This window comes from Mycobacterium angelicum (assembly GCF_002086155.1).
Taxonomy (GTDB): Bacteria; Actinomycetota; Actinomycetes; order Mycobacteriales; family Mycobacteriaceae; genus Mycobacterium; species Mycobacterium angelicum.
The window spans coordinates 1-17,474 of record NZ_MVHE01000088.1 but is presented as its reverse complement, the minus strand read 5'-3'; the positions used below and the strand labels follow the sequence as shown (position 1 = coordinate 17,474).

18 protein-coding genes and 2 pseudogenes are annotated in these 17,474 nt (G+C 68.8%); 16 read left to right on the top strand and 4 right to left on the bottom strand.

All coding sequences use genetic code 11. From position 1 onward, the window contains the following. A partial coding sequence (locus tag BST12_RS34390) for a PE family protein (RefSeq protein ID WP_139801956.1) occupies positions 1-2,175 on the bottom strand: 2,175 nt, incomplete at its 3' end. A 138-nt stretch (positions 2,176-2,313) separates the two neighbouring features. On the opposite strand from BST12_RS34390, the gene aroC reads away from it, so the two are divergent. Genes aroC through aroQ form a run of 4 tightly spaced genes read left to right on the top strand, consistent with a single transcriptional unit; the run spans position 2,314 to position 5,565 of the window. Further along, the gene (gene aroC, locus BST12_RS26440; RefSeq protein WP_083116180.1) at positions 2,314-3,519 is read left to right on the top strand and encodes a chorismate synthase; all 1,206 of its coding nucleotides are present in this window, start codon (positions 2,314-2,316) and stop codon (positions 3,517-3,519) included. After that, complete coding sequence (locus tag BST12_RS26435; RefSeq protein WP_083116179.1) at positions 3,519-4,049, top strand: shikimate kinase; 531 nt, start codon at positions 3,519-3,521, stop codon at positions 4,047-4,049. Before aroC ends, BST12_RS26435 begins: the two co-directional genes overlap by 1 nt. Then, the gene (aroB, locus tag BST12_RS26430) at positions 4,046-5,134 is read left to right on the top strand and encodes a 3-dehydroquinate synthase (protein WP_083116178.1); all 1,089 of its coding nucleotides are present in this window, start codon (positions 4,046-4,048) and stop codon (positions 5,132-5,134) included. Before BST12_RS26435 ends, aroB begins: the two co-directional genes overlap by 4 nt. Then, on the top strand, positions 5,131-5,565 hold the full coding sequence (aroQ, locus tag BST12_RS26425) for a type II 3-dehydroquinate dehydratase (protein WP_083116177.1): 435 nt from the start codon (positions 5,131-5,133) through the stop codon (positions 5,563-5,565). The genes aroB and aroQ overlap by 4 nt, the downstream gene beginning before the upstream one ends. On the opposite strand, the gene BST12_RS26420 is transcribed toward aroQ, so the two are convergent. Further along, complete coding sequence (locus BST12_RS26420; RefSeq protein WP_083116176.1) at positions 5,562-6,287, bottom strand: B-4DMT family transporter; 726 nt, start codon at positions 6,285-6,287, stop codon at positions 5,562-5,564. The two genes, aroQ and BST12_RS26420, sit on opposite strands and share 4 nt — an antisense overlap. Positions 6,288-6,320: 33 nt before the next feature. Between BST12_RS26420 and BST12_RS26415 the strand changes: the two genes are divergently transcribed. The 7 genes and pseudogenes from BST12_RS26415 to BST12_RS26385 all read left to right on the top strand — a co-directional run. Continuing rightward, positions 6,321-7,472 (top strand): M24 family metallopeptidase, encoded by a 1,152-nt coding sequence (locus tag BST12_RS26415; RefSeq protein ID WP_083116175.1) that lies wholly within the window; start codon positions 6,321-6,323, stop codon positions 7,470-7,472. Positions 7,473-7,486: 14 nt separating this feature from the next. Then, positions 7,487-8,050: an elongation factor P gene (gene efp / locus BST12_RS26410; RefSeq protein ID WP_083116174.1), complete on the top strand. Its 564-nt coding sequence runs from the start codon at positions 7,487-7,489 to the stop codon at positions 8,048-8,050. Then, positions 8,047-8,520 carry a transcription antitermination factor NusB gene (gene nusB / locus BST12_RS26405; protein WP_139801957.1) on the top strand — a complete coding sequence of 158 codons (474 nt, stop codon included), beginning with the start codon at positions 8,047-8,049 and terminating at the stop codon, positions 8,518-8,520. Before efp ends, nusB begins: the two co-directional genes overlap by 4 nt. Beyond that, complete coding sequence (locus tag BST12_RS26400) at positions 8,517-8,924, top strand: antitermination protein NusB (RefSeq protein ID WP_083116172.1); 408 nt, start codon at positions 8,517-8,519, stop codon at positions 8,922-8,924. Before nusB ends, BST12_RS26400 begins: the two co-directional genes overlap by 4 nt. 14 nt (positions 8,925-8,938) lie before the next feature. Next, on the top strand, positions 8,939-10,501 hold the full coding sequence (locus BST12_RS26395; protein ID WP_083116171.1) for a PucR family transcriptional regulator: 1,563 nt from the start codon (positions 8,939-8,941) through the stop codon (positions 10,499-10,501). Positions 10,502-10,608: 107 nt separating this feature from the next. Further along, complete coding sequence (locus BST12_RS26390) at positions 10,609-11,145, top strand: Rv1733c family protein (protein WP_083116170.1); 537 nt, start codon at positions 10,609-10,611, stop codon at positions 11,143-11,145. A 152-nt stretch (positions 11,146-11,297) separates the two neighbouring features. After that, positions 11,298-11,540, top strand: a pseudogene (locus tag BST12_RS26385) (GreA/GreB family elongation factor); the annotation flags it as partial. A 14-nt stretch (positions 11,541-11,554) separates the two neighbouring features. On the opposite strand, the gene BST12_RS26380 reads toward BST12_RS26385, so the two are convergent. Then, entirely contained in the window at positions 11,555-12,337 is a 783-nt protein-coding gene (locus BST12_RS26380; protein ID WP_083116168.1) for a bestrophin-like domain, read from the bottom strand. A gap of 163 nt (positions 12,338-12,500) precedes the next feature. On the opposite strand from BST12_RS26380, the gene BST12_RS26375 reads away from it, so the two are divergent. From BST12_RS26375 to BST12_RS35010, 5 genes and pseudogenes are all read left to right on the top strand, one after another. Then, on the top strand, positions 12,501-12,929 hold the full coding sequence (locus BST12_RS26375) for a DUF6636 domain-containing protein (protein WP_083116167.1): 429 nt from the start codon (positions 12,501-12,503) through the stop codon (positions 12,927-12,929). A 32-nt stretch (positions 12,930-12,961) separates the two neighbouring features. Beyond that, positions 12,962-15,796: an aminotransferase class I/II-fold pyridoxal phosphate-dependent enzyme gene (locus BST12_RS26370; protein ID WP_083116166.1), complete on the top strand. Its 2,835-nt coding sequence runs from the start codon at positions 12,962-12,964 to the stop codon at positions 15,794-15,796. 34 nt (positions 15,797-15,830) lie between these two features. Further along, positions 15,831-16,055: an antitoxin gene (locus BST12_RS26365; protein WP_083116165.1), complete on the top strand. Its 225-nt coding sequence runs from the start codon at positions 15,831-15,833 to the stop codon at positions 16,053-16,055. After that, on the top strand, positions 16,052-16,471 hold the full coding sequence (locus BST12_RS26360; protein WP_083116164.1) for a type II toxin-antitoxin system VapC family toxin: 420 nt from the start codon (positions 16,052-16,054) through the stop codon (positions 16,469-16,471). The genes BST12_RS26365 and BST12_RS26360 overlap by 4 nt, the downstream gene beginning before the upstream one ends. Positions 16,472-16,595: 124 nt before the next feature. Beyond that, positions 16,596-16,723 (top strand): annotated as a pseudogene (locus BST12_RS35010) (hypothetical protein); the annotation flags it as partial. A 16-nt stretch (positions 16,724-16,739) separates the two neighbouring features. Here the strand turns inward: BST12_RS35010 and BST12_RS32305 are convergent. Beyond that, positions 16,740-17,474: hypothetical protein (locus tag BST12_RS32305; RefSeq protein WP_211281366.1), on the bottom strand; the 735-nt coding region annotated here is incomplete at its 5' end.

Sequence of the window (17,474 nt, the reverse complement as noted above, 5' to 3'; positions counted from 1 at the left end):
GACGGGCACGGGGGTGGGGTCGAATTCGGGGTTGTATCCGGGGAGGCCGGCCGCACTGCCCGGCATGGTGGCTCCGGCGCTGGCGCCGCCGCCGGTGCCGCCGTCACCACCATTGACGATGAGAGTGCCGGCGGATCCTGGCCAGCCGGTGGTGCCATTGCTGCCGTTGCCGCCGGTGCCGCCACTGCCGCCGTTGCCGTAGTTGCCGCCGCTGCCGCCGTCTCCGCCGTTGCCGCCGTTGACGCCCGGGGTCGGGCCGGTACTGGCGTCGTAGCCGTCGCCGCCGTTTCCGCCGTTGGCGCCGGTTCCGCGAGTGCCGGCGGTACCGGACAGGGCGTTGTTGGGGCCGGTGCCGGCGGTGCCGCCGGCACCCGCGGCGCCAGCGTTGCCGGCGTTGCCGCCGTTGCCGCCGTCGCCGGAGTTCACGCCGGCGACGCCGTTCGCGCCGTTTCCGCCGGCTCCGGCGTTGCCACCGTTGCCGCCGTTACCGGCGTTGCCGCCAGTGCCGCTGGTGCCGGCGTGGCCGGCTGCCGCGGTGCCGCCGGTGCCGGCGCTGCCGCCGTTGCCGCCGGCGCCACCGTCGCCGCCGCTGCCGCCGGCTTGCCCGTCGGCACCGCCAGTGGTGGCGTTGTCGCCCGCAAGGCCATTGCCGCCGCTACCGCCGTTGGCGCCGGTGCCGCCGTTACCGCCGGCTCCACCGTTGCCGGCCTGGCTTCCGCCGGCCCCGCCGTTGCCGCCGGCACCGCCGCTGCCGCCGTTGCCGCCGCCGGTGCCCGAGCCGCCCGCTGTAGAGGCACTCGCGCCGTTCGCGCCGGCGCTGCCGTCGCCGCCGTTGCCGCCGGCGCCGCCGTTGCCGTAGCTGCCGCCGGCCCCGCCGTTGCCGCCCTTACCGCCGCTGACACCGGGTCCGGCTCCGGCCTGGGCGGCGTTGTAACCGTTGCCGCCGTTGCCGCCGTTGCCACCGGTGCCGTGTGCGCCGGAGGCACCGTGGACGCCGCTGGTGGCGGTGTGGGTGCCGGTACCGGCGATACCGCCGATGCCGCCGACTCCGGCGTTGCCGCCGTGGCCGCCGTTTGCTCCGGCGACGGAGCCGGCACTGCCGGCCGCGCCGGCCCCGCCGTCACCGGCGTTGCCGCCGTTGCCACCGTGGCCGCCGTTGCCAGCGGCGCCCTGGTGGCCGGCGTTGCCGATCGCGGAGGTCCCGCCGGCTCCGCCATTGCCACCGGCGCCACCGGCCCCACCGTTGCCGCCGTTGCCGCCAGCGTGCCCGTCCGTGCCTGGACTGAGCCCGTCGGCGCCGGTCAGGCCGCTGCCGCCGAGGCCGCCGCTGCCGCCGGATCCACCTGCGCCGCCGTCGCCGCCGAAGCCCGACAAGGTGCCGCCCGCGCCGCCCTTGCCGCCGTCTCCGCCGCGGCCGCCGATGCCGCCGTCATGGCCGGACCCGCCGGCGATCGTCGCCGCCGCGCCCGCCGCGCCCGCCGCTCCGGCGCCGCCCTGCCCGCCGGCCCCGCCGTTGCCGTGCAGTCCGGCCGCGCCACCGTCGCCACCGCGGCCGCCCACCATGTTGAACGATGTAGCCGCCCCACCTGCACCGCCGGCTCCGCCGTTGCCCATGAATGAGCCGCCGCGCCCGCCGGCGCCACCGGCCGCGCCGGCCCCGCCGGCGCCCCCGGTGCCGCCGTTACCGATCAGTCCCGCAGCACCGCCGGCGCCACCGCGCGTTCCCGCGGTGACACCCGGGGCGCCGTTGCCGCCGTTGCCGTACAGCAAGCCGCCCGGCGCCCCGGCCTGTCCGGGGGCGGTCCCGTTGGCGCCGTTACCCACCAGAGGGCGGCCCAACAATGCCTGAGTGGGCGCATTCGCCGCCGCCGCCAGCGCCTGCATCGGGGAAGCATTGGCCGCCTCGGCCGACGCATACGCTCCGGCCGCGCCGTTCAAGGCCTGGACGAACTGCGCCCGGAAAGCCTCTACCTGTGCGCTGAGCGCTTGATATTCCTGGGCGTGGCCGGAGAACAGCGACGCGATCGCTGCCGACACCTCGTCCTGAGCAGCCGCGAGCAGTCCCGTGGTCCGGGCGGCCGCCGCGCTGTTGGCCGTGCTGATCGATGAGCCGATGCCCGCCACATTCTCTGCCGCCGCCGCCAATACGGCCGGCGTCACAAGCACAAGCGCCATGGAACCTCTCCCGTCACGCATGGAAATCGATTGGTCAAGAAATCGCAGGAGCGGCTGTTATAAAAGTGAAATAGACCTTGAATCGCAGGCCACGGGGCATCGGCGAGGTCAATCGCTGGTTCGTGGGAAGATGTTCGGGTGTTGCGCTGGATCACTGCCGGGGAGTCCCATGGCCGAGCGCTGGTTGCCGTGGTTGAGGGCATGGTCGCCGGCGTGGAAGTCACCTCCACCGAGATCGCCGACCAGTTGGCCCGTCGCCGGCTGGGCTACGGCCGCGGCGCACGGATGAAGTTCGAGCGGGACGCCGTGGCCGTGCTGGCCGGGGTACGGCACGGCAGCACCCTGGGCGGGCCCATTGCCATCGAGATCGGCAACACCGAATGGCCGAAGTGGGAGACCGTCATGGCCGCCGACCCGGTCGACCCCGCAGAGCTCGAAAACAGCGCCCGCAACGAGCCGTTGACCCGCCCGCGGCCCGGCCACGCCGACTACGCGGGAATGCTCAAGTTCGGCTTCGACGACGCCCGCCCGGTGCTGGAGCGGGCCAGCGCCCGCGAGACCGCAGCCCGGGTCGCCGCCGGAACGGTAGCCCGGGCCTTCCTGCGTCAAGCCCTTGGTGTCGAGGTGCTCTCGCATGTCATCTCGATCGGCGCGTCGGCGCCCTATGACGGTCCGCCGCCGCGCGCCGAGGACTTGCCGAAGATCGACGCCAGCCCCGTTCGGGCATATGACGAGCAAGCTGAGCAGGCCATGATCACCGAGATCGAAGCGGCCAAGAAGGACGGCGACACCCTGGGCGGTGTGGTCGAGGTGGTGGCTTTGGGCCTACCCGTCGGGCTGGGTTCGTTCACCAGCGGCGACAACCGGCTCGACAGCCAACTGGCCGCCGCTGTCATGGGTATCCAGGCGATCAAAGGCGTCGAGATCGGCGATGGCTTCCAGACCGCCCGCCGCCGCGGCAGCCAAGCTCACGACGAGATGTATCCCGGTCCCGACGGTGTCGTGCGCTCCACGAACCGGGCCGGCGGACTCGAAGGCGGCATGACCAACGGGCAGGCGCTGCGGGTGCGCGCGGCCATGAAGCCCATCTCGACGGTGCCCCGGGCGCTGGCGACCGTCGACATGTCGACCGGCGACGAGGCCGTCGCCATCCACCAGCGTTCCGACGTGTGCGCGGTCCCGGCCGCCGGAGTCGTGGCCGAAACCATGGTTGCCCTGGTGCTGGCCCGCGCGGCGCTGGAGAAGTTCGGCGGTGATTCGCTGGCCGAGACCCGCCGCAACATCGAGGCCTACCAGCGCACCGTCACCGACCGGGAATCCCCCGCCGCGCGGGCCTCGGGCTAGTGGCGCCCAAAGCGGTCCTCGTCGGCTTGCCGGGTTCCGGCAAGTCCACCATCGGTCGCCGGCTGGCCAAGGCGCTCGGGGTCAGCCTGCTCGACACCGACATGGCGATCGAGGAGCAGACCGGCCGCAGCATCGCCGACATCTTCGCCGTCGACGGCGAGCAGGAGTTCCGACGTATTGAGGAGGAAGTGGTGCGCGCCGCGTTGGCCGACCACGACGGTGTGCTGTCGCTGGGCGGCGGCGCGGTCACCAGCCCCGGGGTCTGTGCGGCGCTGGCCGGCCACACCGTCGTCTACCTGGAAATCAGTGCGGCCGAAGGGGTTCGGCGCACCGGCGGCAGCACCGTGCGGCCGCTGCTGGCCGGCCCCAACCGCGCCGAGAAGTATCGCGACTTGATGGCCAAACGTGCCCCGCTCTACCGGCGGGTGGCCAGCATCCGGGTGGACACCAACCGTCGCAACCCCGGAGCGGTGGTCCGCTACATCATGTCGCGGCTGCAGGTGCCCAGTCCCACTCAGGCCGCCACATGACCCAGATCCCCGAACCGGTCACCGTGCAGGTGGCCGTCGACCCGCCATACCCCGTGGTGATCGGCACCGGACTGCTCAACGAGCTGGACGAGTTGCTGTCCGGCCGGCACAAGGTCGCCATCCTGTATCAACCCGTGCTGGCGCACACCGCCGAGGCCATTCGAAGCCGCTTGGCGGACAAGGGCGTTGACGCACACCGCATCGAAATACCCGATGCCGAGGCCGGCAAGGATCTGCCGGTCGTGGGCTTCATCTGGGAAGTATTGGGCCGCATCGGAATTGGCCGCAAGGACGCCCTGGTCAGCCTCGGCGGGGGAGCGGCCACCGACGTCGCGGGGTTTGCCGCGGCCACCTGGCTGCGCGGGGTGTCGATCGTGCATGTGCCCACCACGCTGCTGGGGATGGTCGACGCGGCCGTCGGCGGCAAGACCGGCATCAACACCGACGCCGGCAAGAATCTGGTCGGCGCGTTTCACCAGCCGCTGGCCGTACTGGTGGACCTGGCCACGCTCGAGACCTTGCCGCACAACGAAATCGCTTGCGGGATGGCCGAAGTGGTCAAGGCCGGGTTCATTGCCGATCCGGTGATCCTGGACCTCATCGAAGCCGACCCGCAAGCCGCGCTGGATCCCAAAGGCGACGTCATGCCGGAGCTGATCCGGCGCGCGATCGCCGTCAAGGCGCAGGTGGTGGCCGCCGACGAGAAGGAATCCGAACTGCGCGAAATCCTCAACTACGGCCACACTTTGGCGCACGCGATCGAACGCCGGGAGCACTACGAATGGCGGCACGGCGCGGCGGTCTCGGTGGGCCTGGTGTTCGCCGCCGAGCTCGCCCGGCTCACCGGCCGGCTCGACGACGCCACCGCGGCTCGTCACCGCGCCATCCTCACCTCGCTGGGGCTGCCGGTCAGCTACGACCCCGACGCGCTGCCGCAGCTGCTGGAATACATGGCCGGGGACAAGAAGACCCGGGCCGGGGTGTTGCGGTTCGTGGTTCTCGACGGGCTGGCCAAACCCGGCCGGCTGGTGGGTCCCGACCCGGGTCTGTTGGTGACCGCCTACGCGGGAATCTGTGCGCCATGACCGCGCCAACGACGGTGAACGTCATCAACGGCCCCAACCTGGGCCGGCTGGGTCAGCGCGAGCCCGCCGTCTACGGCAGCACCACACACGACGAGCTGGCCGCCCTGATCGAGCGCGAGGCCGCCGAAATGGGACTCAAAGCCGTTGTGCGGCAAAGCGATAGCGAAGCCCAGCTACTGGAGTGGATTCACCGGGCGGCCGACGCCGGCGAACCGGTGATCCTCAATGCCGGCGGGCTGACCCACACCTCGGTGGCGTTGCGCGATGCCTGCGCCGAACTGGACACCTTGATCGAGGTGCATATCTCCAATGTGCATGCGCGCGAAGAGTTTCGGCGCCACTCCTACTTGAGCCCGATCGCGACCGGCGTGATCGTCGGGCTGGGAATCCAGGGCTATCTGCTGGCCCTGCGCTACCTGGCCGGCCGCTAGTCCTTCTTGTCCGGCTTCTTGACGGGCTCGGTCTTGCCGGTGTCGGTGTGAATGACTTCGGTTTTCGCGTCGCTGTCCGTGGTGTGGATGACTTCGGTCTTCGCTTCGCTGTCGGCCGTCGGAATCGTCTCGGTGGGTGCCTCACGTTCGGCCGTGGCGACCGATGAGGTGCGCTCCTCGGTCTGGGCTGCGCCCTTGGGGATCTCGCCGGTGGGGCTGTCGTCGCCGCGGACGGCGGTGAACACGTCGGTGTCGGCGCGCTCCTCGGATCTGCCGGCGCCCTCGTGCTTCTCGGCCGGGGGAGCGCTGCGGTCCACCCGCCACCGGCCGATGGCCACGCCGACGATGCCGAACAGGAACACCAGCAGGGCGGTGAAGGCCGCGAACGTGGTGATCTCGTTGATCAGCCCGCCGGTGTAGATGCCTTTGTAGAACAGGGCGATGATCCAGGCCACCGCGCCGCTGAGCACGCCGGCCAGCAGCCCCCCGAGCAGCCAGGTCATCGCGAGGTCCTCGCGACGGTCCGGATCCGGATTGGCCCTGGCGTCGGCGCGGCCGTCGAGCACACCCCAGATCGACACACCGATGATGAACAACACCAGCAGCACGATGCTGATCAGCGCCGACTGCGTCTGCCACGCATTGATCAACGCCCCCTGGAACAGGCGGACAATCACCATCGCGGCGGCAAAGGCTAACCCGCGCACCATCCAGTTCCTCATGGGGGTTCAGCCTAGCGAGTACCGTCAAGGGTCGTGACACATTCCCAGCGTCGAGACAAGCTCAAAGCCCAAATAGCCGCCGCCGGACTGGATGCGATGCTGGTCACGGACCTGATAAATGTGCGATATCTATCCGGTTTCAGTGGTTCCAACGGCGCGTTGCTGGTTTTCGCCGACTCCGACAGCGAATGCGAGGCCGTACTGGCCACCGACGGCCGGTACCGCACTCAGGCCGCACAGCAAGCACCCGATCTCGAGGTGATCATCGAGCGGGCGCTGGGCCGCCAGCTGACCGCCCGGGCCGCGACGGCCGGCGTGCAGAAACTGGGCTTCGAAAGTCACGTCGTCACCGTCGACGGACTGGATGCGCTGACGGGCGCGGTGGAGGGCCACCACACCGAGCTGGTGCGGGCATCCGGGATCGTGGAGGGTTTGCGGGAGATCAAAGACGCCGGTGAGCTGGCGTTATTGCGGTTGGCCTGCGAAGCCGCCGACGCCGCGCTGGCCGATCTGGTGCAGCGTGGGGGACTGCGACCGGGCCGCACCGAGAAAGAGGTGGGCCGCGAGCTGGAGAGCCTGATGCTCGACCACGGCGCCGACACGATCTCGTTCGAGACGATCGTGGCCGCCGGGCCCAACTCGGCGATTCCGCATCACCGGCCCACCGACGCCGTGCTGGCCAAGGGTGACTTCGTCAAGATCGACTTCGGCGCGCTGGTCGCCGGCTACCACTCGGATATGACCCGCACCTTCGTGCTCGGCTCGCCGGCCGACTGGCAGCGCGAGATCTACCAGCTGGTTTCGCAAGCCCAAAAGGCCGGCCGGGAAGCCTTGCGGCCGGGAGCCAACCTGCGCGACGTCGACGCCGCCGCGCGCCAGATGATCACCGACGCGGGCTACGGCGATCACTTCGGCCATGGTCTGGGACACGGCGTTGGCCTGGAGATTCACGAAGCGCCGGGCATCGGGGCGACATCCGCCGGTACACTACTTGCGGGTTCCGTAGTAACCGTGGAGCCCGGCGTCTATTTACCCGGCCGCGGCGGTGTGCGCATCGAAGACACCCTGGTAGTGGCCACTGGGACGCGAGAAACACCCGAAACCGCCGGCGCTAGGCCCGAATCTAGGCCGGAATTTGGGCCGGAATTGTTGACCCGGTTCCCCAAGGAACTGGCCATCCTGTAGGAGATTCACCGACCGTGGCGACCACTGCTGACTTCAAGAACGGACTTGTCCTGGTTATCGACGGGCAGCTGTGGACCATTACCGAGTTCCAGCACGTCAAGCCCGGCAAGGGACCGGCCTTCGTGCGCACCAAGCTCAAGAACGTGCTGTCGGGCAAGGTCGTCGACAAGACCTACAACGCCGGGGTGAAGGTGGAGACCGCCACCGTCGACCGGCGCGACACCACCTACCTGTACCGCGACGGCTCGGATTTCGTGTTCATGGACAGCCAGGACTACGAGCAGCACCATCTGCCCGAGTCGCTGGTCGGCGACGACGCGCGGTTCCTGCTGGAGAGCCTGCCGGTGCAGGTGGCGTTCCACAACGGCGCGCCGCTCTACATCGAGCTGCCGGTGTCCGTCGAACTCGTGGTCTCGCACACCGAGCCCGGTTTGCAGGGCGACCGGTCCAGCGCGGGCACCAAACCCGCCACCGTGGAAACCGGCGCGGAAATCCAGGTGCCGTTGTTCATCAACACCGGCGACAAGCTCAAGGTGGACACCCGCGACGGCAGCTACTTGGGCAGGGTCAACGCCTGAGTATGTCGAAGCCGGTTAAAGGACGCCATCAGGCCCGCAAGCGAGCGGTCGACCTGCTGTTCGAGGCTGAGGCCCGCGGCATGAGCCCGGCCGCAGTCGTCGAGGCGCGCACCGCGCTGGCCGAGGCCAACCCGGACGTGGCGGCGCTACACCCCTATACGGCCGCGGTGGCCTGTGGCGTCAGCGAACACGCCGCCCACGTCGACGACTTGATCACCACCCATCTGCAGGGCTGGGCCCTGGACCGGTTGCCGGCGGTGGATCGCGCGATTCTGCGGGTAGCGGTGTGGGAGCTGCTGTACGCCGAGGACGTGCCCGAGCCGGTCGCCGTGGACGAGGCCGTCGAGCTGGCCAAGGAGCTGTCCACCGACGATTCGCCCGGTTTCGTCAACGGCGTCCTCGGCCAAGTGATGCTGGTGACGCCGCAAATCCGCGCGGCCGCCCAGGCGGTCCGGGGTGGTTCGTCATGACCCGGCTGGAGCTGCGCGTCGTCGTGGCGGCCTGGCTGGCCGCGGCGGTGGTATTCGGCGCTGTCGTCTGCGCCGCGATGGACTGGGCCATAGTCGCCTCGGCGCTGTCCATCTACGCCCTCGGGGTCGGTGCCTGGCTGTATCACTCGGTCCAGCGACTCATCCTGGCCCGCCGGATCAGTACGGTTCGCACCGCCGCCAAGCCGCTGCAGCCGCTGTTGCCGGTGATGGCCGCCATCATGGGCCTGACCCAAGCCGTGGTGCGCTCCCTCGGCGATGTCACCGAGCTGCCGTCGCGCCGCTGGGACCTGCCGCAATTTCCCCAACTGCCGGTGATGCGCTGGATGGAAAGCAGCCGCGGTAAGGGACAAATCGTGGACAGCGACGACGAGCTGGACGGCTGACCCGGGGCCCGCTCGTGATCACCCTGGATCGCTTGGTCAACGTGCTCGGTGGTTACGGGGTCAGGTTGCGGTGGTCGGAGTTGCCCAGGTCCACCGAACTGCGCAGTGTGGTGATTCACGAAGCTGCCGCTGACCGCGCCCAGACCGGTTCCCAGATCGGTTCCCAGATCGGTGACGTGCTGCTGGCCATCGGTGCCGGCTCGGTGGCCGAAGCGGTGCAGTGGGCGGCGTCGGCCCATGCCGTGGTGGTGCTGACCCGTACCGGCGGGCAACCATCCGACGGCGATGTCGACGCGAAAGCGGTGCTGGTGCTCGAGGAGTCGGTGTCGTGGAGCGAGATCGCCGCAGTGGTCTACGGGCTGGTGCTGGAGGGCCGGGAAACTGAATCCGGTCGTGGCCCCACGGACTTGTTCGCGCTAGCCGACAGCCTGGCCGAGTCGACCGGCGGCGACGTCACCATCGAGGACCGGCTGTTGCGGCTACTGGCGTACTCGCAGCCCCAGCAGCACGCCGACCCGGCGCGGGTGGCGACGATTCTGGAGCGTCAGACACCCGAGCGGCTGCGCGCGGCGCTGGAAACGCACGGGGTGTTCGCGCATCTGGCGGACTCCGATGATCCGCTGTTCGTCGCCGCCGACGACGAACAGGGCCTGACCGGACGCATGGTGGTCGCGGTTCGCTCCGGGCGCGAGATCCTCGGGTCGGTGTGGGTGGCCTGCCCGGATCCGTTGCAGGGCGCGCAGCGGGCCGCCCTGACCGACGGCGCGCACACGGTGGCCCTGCATCTGCTGCGTTCGCGAGCAAGCGCGGACCTGGAGCGCCAGGTCGAATCGGAACTGGTCATCCAGTTGCTGGAAGGGACCATCGACGCCGCCACCGTGGCCAGCAGGCTGGGGCTGCCACGTAACCCGCTGCGGGTCATCGCGCTGCAAGCCTTCGTCGGCACCGAGCGCGATGCCGCCCTGCTGCTGGCGTTCGAACGCGCCACCACCGGTTTCGGCTGGTCCCGGCCCGGACGCAGCGCCTTGGCGGGCAACACCGTCTACACCGTGCTGCCCAGCGAGCAGGCGGCGACGGCACGCAGCTGGGTGAACGACCTGCGGGCGGCCCTGCCCGAGCGAGTGCGGGTTGCGGCGGGCATCAGCGGACCCGCCGAAGTCGCTGACCTGGTCGCGGCACGCCACGAGGCCGACGAGTGTCTGGCGTTGCACGAGCTGTCCGGCGGCGCCGGCGCGCCGCCCGCCTACGACGAGTCGTGGGACGACATTCTGTTGCAGCGACTGCGCACCGCGGCGCGTGCCGGCCGGTCGCCGGAGCGGGGACCCGTGGCCGAGCTGCGCCGCCACGACCGGGCCCACTCGACCGATTATGTGGCCACGCTGCGGGCCTGGCTGGAGGCCCAGGGCGACTTGGTGCAGGCCGGTGAGCGGCTCGGGGTACACGAGAACACCGTGCGTTATCGGCTGCGCAAGATGGCCGAGATCACCAATCTGCCGCTCGACGACGCCAAGAAGCGATTGGCGATGACGATCGAGTTGGCCGCCACCGAGCCGGACGGGCCCACCGCGCTGTCGTAATCCGACAAACCGCGAGGGTCGCATTGTCCGACTCGGGCAACGCGAGCGGCCGTCATTGACGCCACCCTGGAGGTGTCACCAGATGGCCACCTGCCGAAGGAAGTTCGATGAGCACCCCGCGTCCCGATCGTCGCCGCTTACGCACCGGCGACGGCTTCGAGGTACTGATCGCGCTTTGGGTCGCCGCCGTCGTGCTGATCGGCATCCCGCTGGCCGTGACCGTGGGCAGCGGAGTGCACGATTCGCGCAGTCGCTTCTACAGCGACCAAGCCCAGAACCGTCGCGCCGTCACGGCGGTCATCACCAGCGACAAGGCCACCCATCGGGAGTTGGGCGATCCCCAGACCGTCACCGTGGCTGCCCGCTGGGTTGCCGACGGAGCCGAACACAAAGGCATGGTTGCGGCCCCCCGCGGAGTGAAAGCCGGTGATTCCGTTGACATTTGGGTCGACGAGAACGGTTACCACGTCGGCCTGCCACACCGCACGGCCCTGGACGAGGCGGTAGCGGCCGCATTGTCAACGTGGTTGAGCGTCGGCGCGGTGGCGGCGGTGTTGCTCGCCTGCGGCTGGGCGGCCTCCGAGCGCCCGCGCGACAGCCGATTGACGCTGTCGTCAACTGGCTATAGGGGTTACGGACACTGAGCTTTCCCGGCCTTGCCCGAGCGAGGCCCAGGCGAGTCGTCAGGGACGGTTGCCAGGCCCAGGCCCGTCCCTGACGGCATTTTCCCGAAGTGACCCAATGAAGTGAGGAGCACACGATGACTACCACCGAACCGATATGGACGACACGACGCGACTACCTGGCCGAGCCCGGCATGGTTCTCACGATCCGCTACGACGCCATCGGGGAAACCGAAACGTTCCTGCTTGGCCGGCGCGGCTCCGAAGGCGCCGAACTCAAGGTCTACTCGATGGCGTCGCCGCTCGGGCGCGCTATCGCGGGCGCGCGCGTCGGCGAGCAGCGGATCTACTCGATCCCGGACGGAACGCACCTGCTGGTGACGCTGGTCAACGCCGTCCCCTACGCAGCGCGGTAACGCGCAAGTCGGTGCTAGTGCTCCTGGTCGATCGCGCCGAAAACCTGCACAGCGTGCTGAAACGGCGCGGGCGTGATCCCCAACTCGTTGGCAAACGGATGGTCGAACGAGTACGCGATGCACATCAGCAGCGACAGTAGGACCGCGATCGAGCTGGACAGAATCGCATGTCCGAGCGTGCTGCCGAGGCGCAGGAAGCCGGCGAGCGCCACGATCACGATTCCGCCGAACATCAGCCCCAGCCACATCACTCCGGGGATTCGCGATCGGGCATCGAGGATTCGCGTGGTCCGGTCGGTAGCCAACACCGTCAGTTGGCTGAGGAACGCTGTCTGGATTGGGCCGGACACCACGCCAGTCGGCTGAGTCCCGACACTGACGTACATTTCGGTGATCGCGAATCGTGCGCCCTCGTCGGTGCCGCCGCCACTCTGCACTTCCCATTCGGAGTTCATCACCGCGCCCGCATACGTCCGCAACTGCTTGCGCAACTCGGTTCGCTCGGGTTCCGGCATTGCGGCCGTTTGCCGGTACAGCGTGGTCAGCGTGGACGCCTCGTGCGAGACGACGACTCCGGTGGCAGAGAACTGCTGCCAGGCGAACACCACGGTGAATCCGAGCAGGGCGCTGTAGACAAGCCCGACAACGGTGATGAACGGCGCCATGTTCGAGTTGTGTCTGTCGCCAACCTCGGAAAGGGTGCGGGTGGCCACCCGTTGCCAGCCCACGGCGATCAGAATCGCGAGGAAAACCGCAGCGGTAAGCAGCAGCCAAAGAGGCAGTACGGTCCTCGCCATCGATCTCCCTGTCACTTCACCCCGGCGTTCGGTCGTCAGCGTAATGGCCCGCCAGGCGGCAAACCGCCAGATTTGACCGTGCGCAGCGCGGGGGAGACAGAATGGCTGCGGTCACATCCAGGCACACCTAGTCACACCCGCGATTGGACGAAAGCGGCACACCATGAAACCCACGGCCCCCGTGGCAGTCTCCGTGATACTGGCCGCGGTGGCTTTGGCGGCTCACGCGCGCGCGGATTCCTACGAGTCCTTCCAGGCGCCGTCGGGAAACATCTACTGTGGCATCGGGATGTCGAACACCACCGCTTTCGCCGACTGCGAGATTCGCGACCACACCTGGGTGGCGCCGCCGCGCCCGACGCCGTGCATGGGCGCCTGGGGGGATCGCTTCACCTTGCGCCAGGGTGCGCCGGCCCATATGTCCTGTCACAGCGACACCGTGCAGGGCCCCGGATTCCCGGTGCTGCAGTACGGCCAGAGCCAGTCGGTCGGTTCGATAGCCTGCCAGAGTCAACCGTCCGGTGTTACCTGCACCGATAACAGCACCGGTCATTATTTCCGTGTTGCGCGCGATAATTACGAGCTGCATTGACGGCGACTCGCACCAAGAGAACAGGTGACGACATGAACAAAGACAGCGCCCATCCGCGACGGCTGCGGGTGTCCGCCCTTGCGGCAGTGGCCAACCCGTCTTACACGCGCATCGATACCTGGAATCAGCTCGACGACGCCTGCCGTCATCTCGCCGAGGTCGATCTCGCCGGCTTGGACAAGACCCACGACCTGGCCAAGGTGAAGCGCCTGATGGACCGCATCGGGGCCTACGAGCGCTACTGGCTGTATCCCGGGGCAGACAACCTGGCGACCTTCCGCGCTCACCTGGAAAGCCTGTCCACGGTGCGGCTCACCGAAGAGGTGTCGTTGGCGGTGCGGCTGCTGTCCGAATACGGCGATCGCACAGCGCTCTTCGACACTTCGGCCCCGCTCGCCGACCAGGAGCTGGTGGCTCAGGCCAAGCAGCAGCAGTTCTACACCGTGCTGCTGGCCGACGACGCGCCGCCGACCGCCCCGGAGAGCCTGGTCGAGTGCCTGCGCGAGCTGCGCAATCCGGCCGACGACATCCAGTTCGAGATCCTGGTGGCCCCCAGCGTCGAGGACGCCATCACCGCGGTGGCGCTCAACGGCGAGATACAGGCCGCGATCATCCGGCACGACCTGCCGCTGCGATCCCGCGACCGGGTGCCGCTGATGAACACCCTGCTCGGTCACAATGATGACGCTCCGGTGTCCGACCGCGCGCACGACTGGATCGAATGCGGCGAATGGATCCGCGAGCTGCGACCGCACATCGATCTGTACCTGCTCACCGACGAGTCGATCGCCGCGGGCAACGACGACGATCCCGACGTCTACGACCGCACCTTCTATCGTCTCAACGACGTCACCGACCTGCACAGCACGGTGATCGCCGGCCTGCGAAACCGTTTCTCCACACCGTTTTTCGACGCCCTGCGCGCCTACGCGGCCGCACCGGTCGGCCAATTCCACGCTCTTCCCGTCGCGCGCGGCGCCAGCATCTTCAACTCAAAGTCGTTGCAGGACATGGGCGAGTTCTACGGCCGTAATATCTTCATGGCCGAAACCTCAACCACCTCAGGCGGATTGGACTCATTGCTGGACCCGCACGGCAACATCAAGAAGGCGATGGACAAGGCCGCGGTGACGTGGAACGCCAACCACACCTACTTCGTCACCAACGGCACGTCCACCGCCAACAAGATCGTCGTGCAGTCACTGACCCGGCCCGGCGACATCGTGCTCATCGACCGCAACTGCCACAAGTCGCACCACTACGGGCTCGTGCTGGCCGGCGCATACCCGCGCTACCTGGAGTCATATCCGCTACCGCAGTTCGCCATTTACGGGGCCGTCCCGCTCGAAACCATCAAGAAGGCGCTGCTGGATCTCGAGGCGGCCGGGCAGCTGGACAAGGTGCGCATGCTGTTGCTCACCAACTGCATCTTCGACGGTGTCGTCTACAACCCGCGGCGGGTGATGGAGGAGGTGCTGGCGATCAAGCCGGACATCTGCTTCCTGTGGGACGAGGCGTGGTACGCGTTTGCCACCGCTGTGCCGTGGGCCCGGCAGCGCACCGCCATGGTGTCGGCCGAGCGCCTCGAGCAGATGCTGTCGTCGCCGGAATACGCTGCGGAATACCAGGATTGGCGTGAGTCGATGGAGGGGATTCCCCGCTCGGAGTGGGTCAACCACCGGTTGCTTCCGGATCCCGAACAAGCGCGGGTGCGCGTGTATGCCACGCATTCCACCCACAAGTCTTTGTCGGCTTTCCGGCAGGCGTCGATGATTCATGTGCGCGATCAGGATTTCAATGCCCGCGCCCGTGACGCCTTCGGTGAGGCGTTCCTGACGCACACCTCCACGTCGCCGAACCAGCAACTGCTCGCCTCGCTGGACCTGGCCCGCCGGCAGGTCGACATCGAGGGCTTCCAACTGGTCCGGCAGGTCTACGACATGGCCCTGGTGTTTCGGCACCGGGTCCGCAAGGACCGGCTGATCAGCAAGTGGTTCCGCATCCTCGACGAGTCCGATCTGGTGCCCGAGGAGTTCCGGGCCTCCCACGTCAGCTCGTACCGTGAAGTCCGGCAGGGCGCGCTGGACGAGTGGAACGAGGCGTGGCGATCCGATCAGTTCGTGCTGGACCCGACCCGGGTCACGCTGTTCCTCGGCAACACCGGGATGAACGGATACGACTTCCGCGAGAAGATCCTGATGGACCGGTTCGGCATTCAGATCAACAAGACGTCGATCAACAGCGTGCTGCTGATCTTCACCATCGGGGTCACCTGGTCGAGCGTGCATCATCTGCTCGACGTGCTGCGGCGGGTGGCCACCGACTTCGACCGGGAGAAGCAGGCGGCCAGCGCTGCCGACTGGGCGCTGCACGAGCGCCGCGTCGAGGAGATCACCGAGGACCTGCCGCACCTGCCGGACTTCAGCGAGTTCGATCTGGCCTTCCGTCCCGACGACAACAGTGTGTACGGCGACACCCGGACAGCCTTCTACGCCGGATACGAGGAGAACGACCGCGAATACGTCTTGATCGGCACCGCCGGGCGGCGCATTGCCGAGGGAAAGACGTTGGTATCCACCACATTTGTGGTGCCCTACCCGCCGGGCTTCCCGGTGCTGGTGCCGGGTCAAGTGGTTTCCAAGGAGATCATCTACTTCCTGGCCCAGCTAGACGTCAAGGAAATCCACGGGTACAACCACGAACTCGGCTTGTCGGTGTTCACCCAGGAAGCGCTGGCCCGGCTGGAGGCCAAACGGAACGCGGCAACGGCCGCGGTGGGCTCGGCGGTGCCGCTCTTCGAGGTACCCAACGGCGCCTCAGCGGTCAACGGGGACACCATGGTTCGGGCTGGCGCAGAAGACAGCTGAGGCCCAGCGGCTCGATTGCAACTAAGATGATGCCATGCGCACCACTTTGCAGATTGATGACGATGTCCTAGATGATGCGCGCAGCATCGCGCGGTCCGAAGGTCGGTCGGTGGGCGCGGTGATTTCCGAGCTGGCACGTCGCTCGCTCCGGCCTGTCGGGGTCGTTGAGGTCGACGGGTTTCCGGTGTTCGATGTCCCGCCGGATGCACCCGTGGTGACTTCCGACGATGTCGCCCGTGCCCTCGAGGACGAGGCGTGACAGCACTGCTCGATGTCAACGTGCTGATTGCGCTGGGTTGGCCCAATCACGCTCATCATCGCGCCGCACAGCGATGGTTCGCGCGGTCTTCGTCGAAGGGGTGGGCCACCACACCGGTTACCGAATTGGGGTTCGTCAGGATTTCGAGTAACCGCAAGGTGATGCAGGTATCAACCACGCCAGCAACCGCGACGGCCCAGTTGGCGGCGATGACGGCGCTGCCTGGGCATGCATTTTGGCCTGACGATGTGGCACTGGTGGTCGGTACCGCAGGCGACCGCGCCGCAGTGTCAAACCACCGTCAGGTCACCGATCGCCATCTCATCGCATTGGCCGTGCGCTACGGAGGCCGGCTGGTTACCTTCGATACGACGTTGTCCGCCTCAGCGCCTGCCGGAGCCGTCGAGGTTCTCTGACGATTCACCGCGCGTAGCCGCGCTGGCGTCGGGTCGTCTTAACGACCTGTAACAGCTTGTCGGACCCTCGATTTCTTTTGAGCGGAGGTTTTTGCGCGGCGCCGGGCGTCCCGAAGCACCGAAGCGAATGGAGGCGGCCCGCAACGCCGTCGCCGCAGCAGCCGGCGACGCGCTGCCGGTTTCGAGGTACCAGCCGACGCGTTGGCGTTGGCGGGCAACGGCGTGGTGGGGGTTGCGGCCGAGGAGTCGTGAAGCCCGGCGTCAGGAGCTAGGACAGCCCGTTGGCACCCGGCTCGCCGAACAACTGTCCGCCGCTGCCGCCGGCACCGCCGGCCCCAGCGGCGCCGGACGCCAGTCCACCGGCCCCGCCGTGCCCGCCGTGTCCGCCGTGCCCGCCGTCGCCGATCAGCCGGCTGCTGCCACCGTTACCGCCGATTCCGCCGTCCCCGCCGAAATCGAAGCCGTCACTGCCCGCCCCGCCGGCCCCGCCGGCGCCGCCGGCGCCGTACAGCCAGCCGCCGTTACCGCCGGCGCCGCCGTTGCCGCCGAGTCCGCCGATCGGGCCGAATTGGCGGCCAGCGCCGCCGAGCCCGCCGATACCGCCGCTTCCGATCAGGCCCGCGTTGCCGCCCGCCCCGCCGGCACCGCCGGCGCCAAAGCCGCCGTCACCGCCGCCACCGCCGTGTCCGCCCGCGCCACCGTCGCCGAACAGGTGGGCGCCGCCTCCGGCGCCGCCGCTGCCCCCGATGCCGCCCTGACTGCCCATGGCCATGCCGCCACTGGCGGTGCCGTTGCCACCGACGCCGCCAGTCCCGCCGAGCGCACCGGTGCCGTACAGCCACCCTGCGGCTCCGCCGATTCCGCCGGCCCCGCCCGCGCCGCCGTAGCCGACGGCGGTCGTCCCGCCGACCGCATTGCCGGTGCCACCTTTGCCGCCGGCCCCGGCGACGGCGCCGTTGCCGATCAGCCCGGCGTTGCCGCCTGCCCCGCCCGCGCCGCCGAC

Excerpts from the sequence above, each read along its gene's own strand:
- aroB (WP_083116178.1), top strand. The coding sequence starts at position 4,046 with ATGACCCAGATCCCCGAACCGGTCACCGTGCAGGTGGCCGTCGACCCG.
- BST12_RS26420 (WP_083116176.1), bottom strand. The coding sequence starts at position 6,287 with ATGAGGAACTGGATGGTGCGCGGGTTAGCCTTTGCCGCCGCGATGGTG.
- BST12_RS26370 (WP_083116166.1), top strand. The coding sequence starts at position 12,962 with ATGAACAAAGACAGCGCCCATCCGCGACGGCTGCGGGTGTCCGCCCTT.
- BST12_RS26365 (WP_083116165.1), top strand. The coding sequence starts at position 15,831 with ATGCGCACCACTTTGCAGATTGATGACGATGTCCTAGATGATGCGCGC.
- BST12_RS26380 (WP_083116168.1), bottom strand. The coding sequence starts at position 12,337 with ATGGCGAGGACCGTACTGCCTCTTTGGCTGCTGCTTACCGCTGCGGTT.
- BST12_RS26375 (WP_083116167.1), top strand. The coding sequence starts at position 12,501 with ATGAAACCCACGGCCCCCGTGGCAGTCTCCGTGATACTGGCCGCGGTG.
- BST12_RS26400 (WP_083116172.1), top strand. The coding sequence starts at position 8,517 with ATGACCCGGCTGGAGCTGCGCGTCGTCGTGGCGGCCTGGCTGGCCGCG.
- aroQ (WP_083116177.1), top strand. The coding sequence starts at position 5,131 with ATGACCGCGCCAACGACGGTGAACGTCATCAACGGCCCCAACCTGGGC.
- BST12_RS26390 (WP_083116170.1), top strand. The coding sequence starts at position 10,609 with ATGAGCACCCCGCGTCCCGATCGTCGCCGCTTACGCACCGGCGACGGC.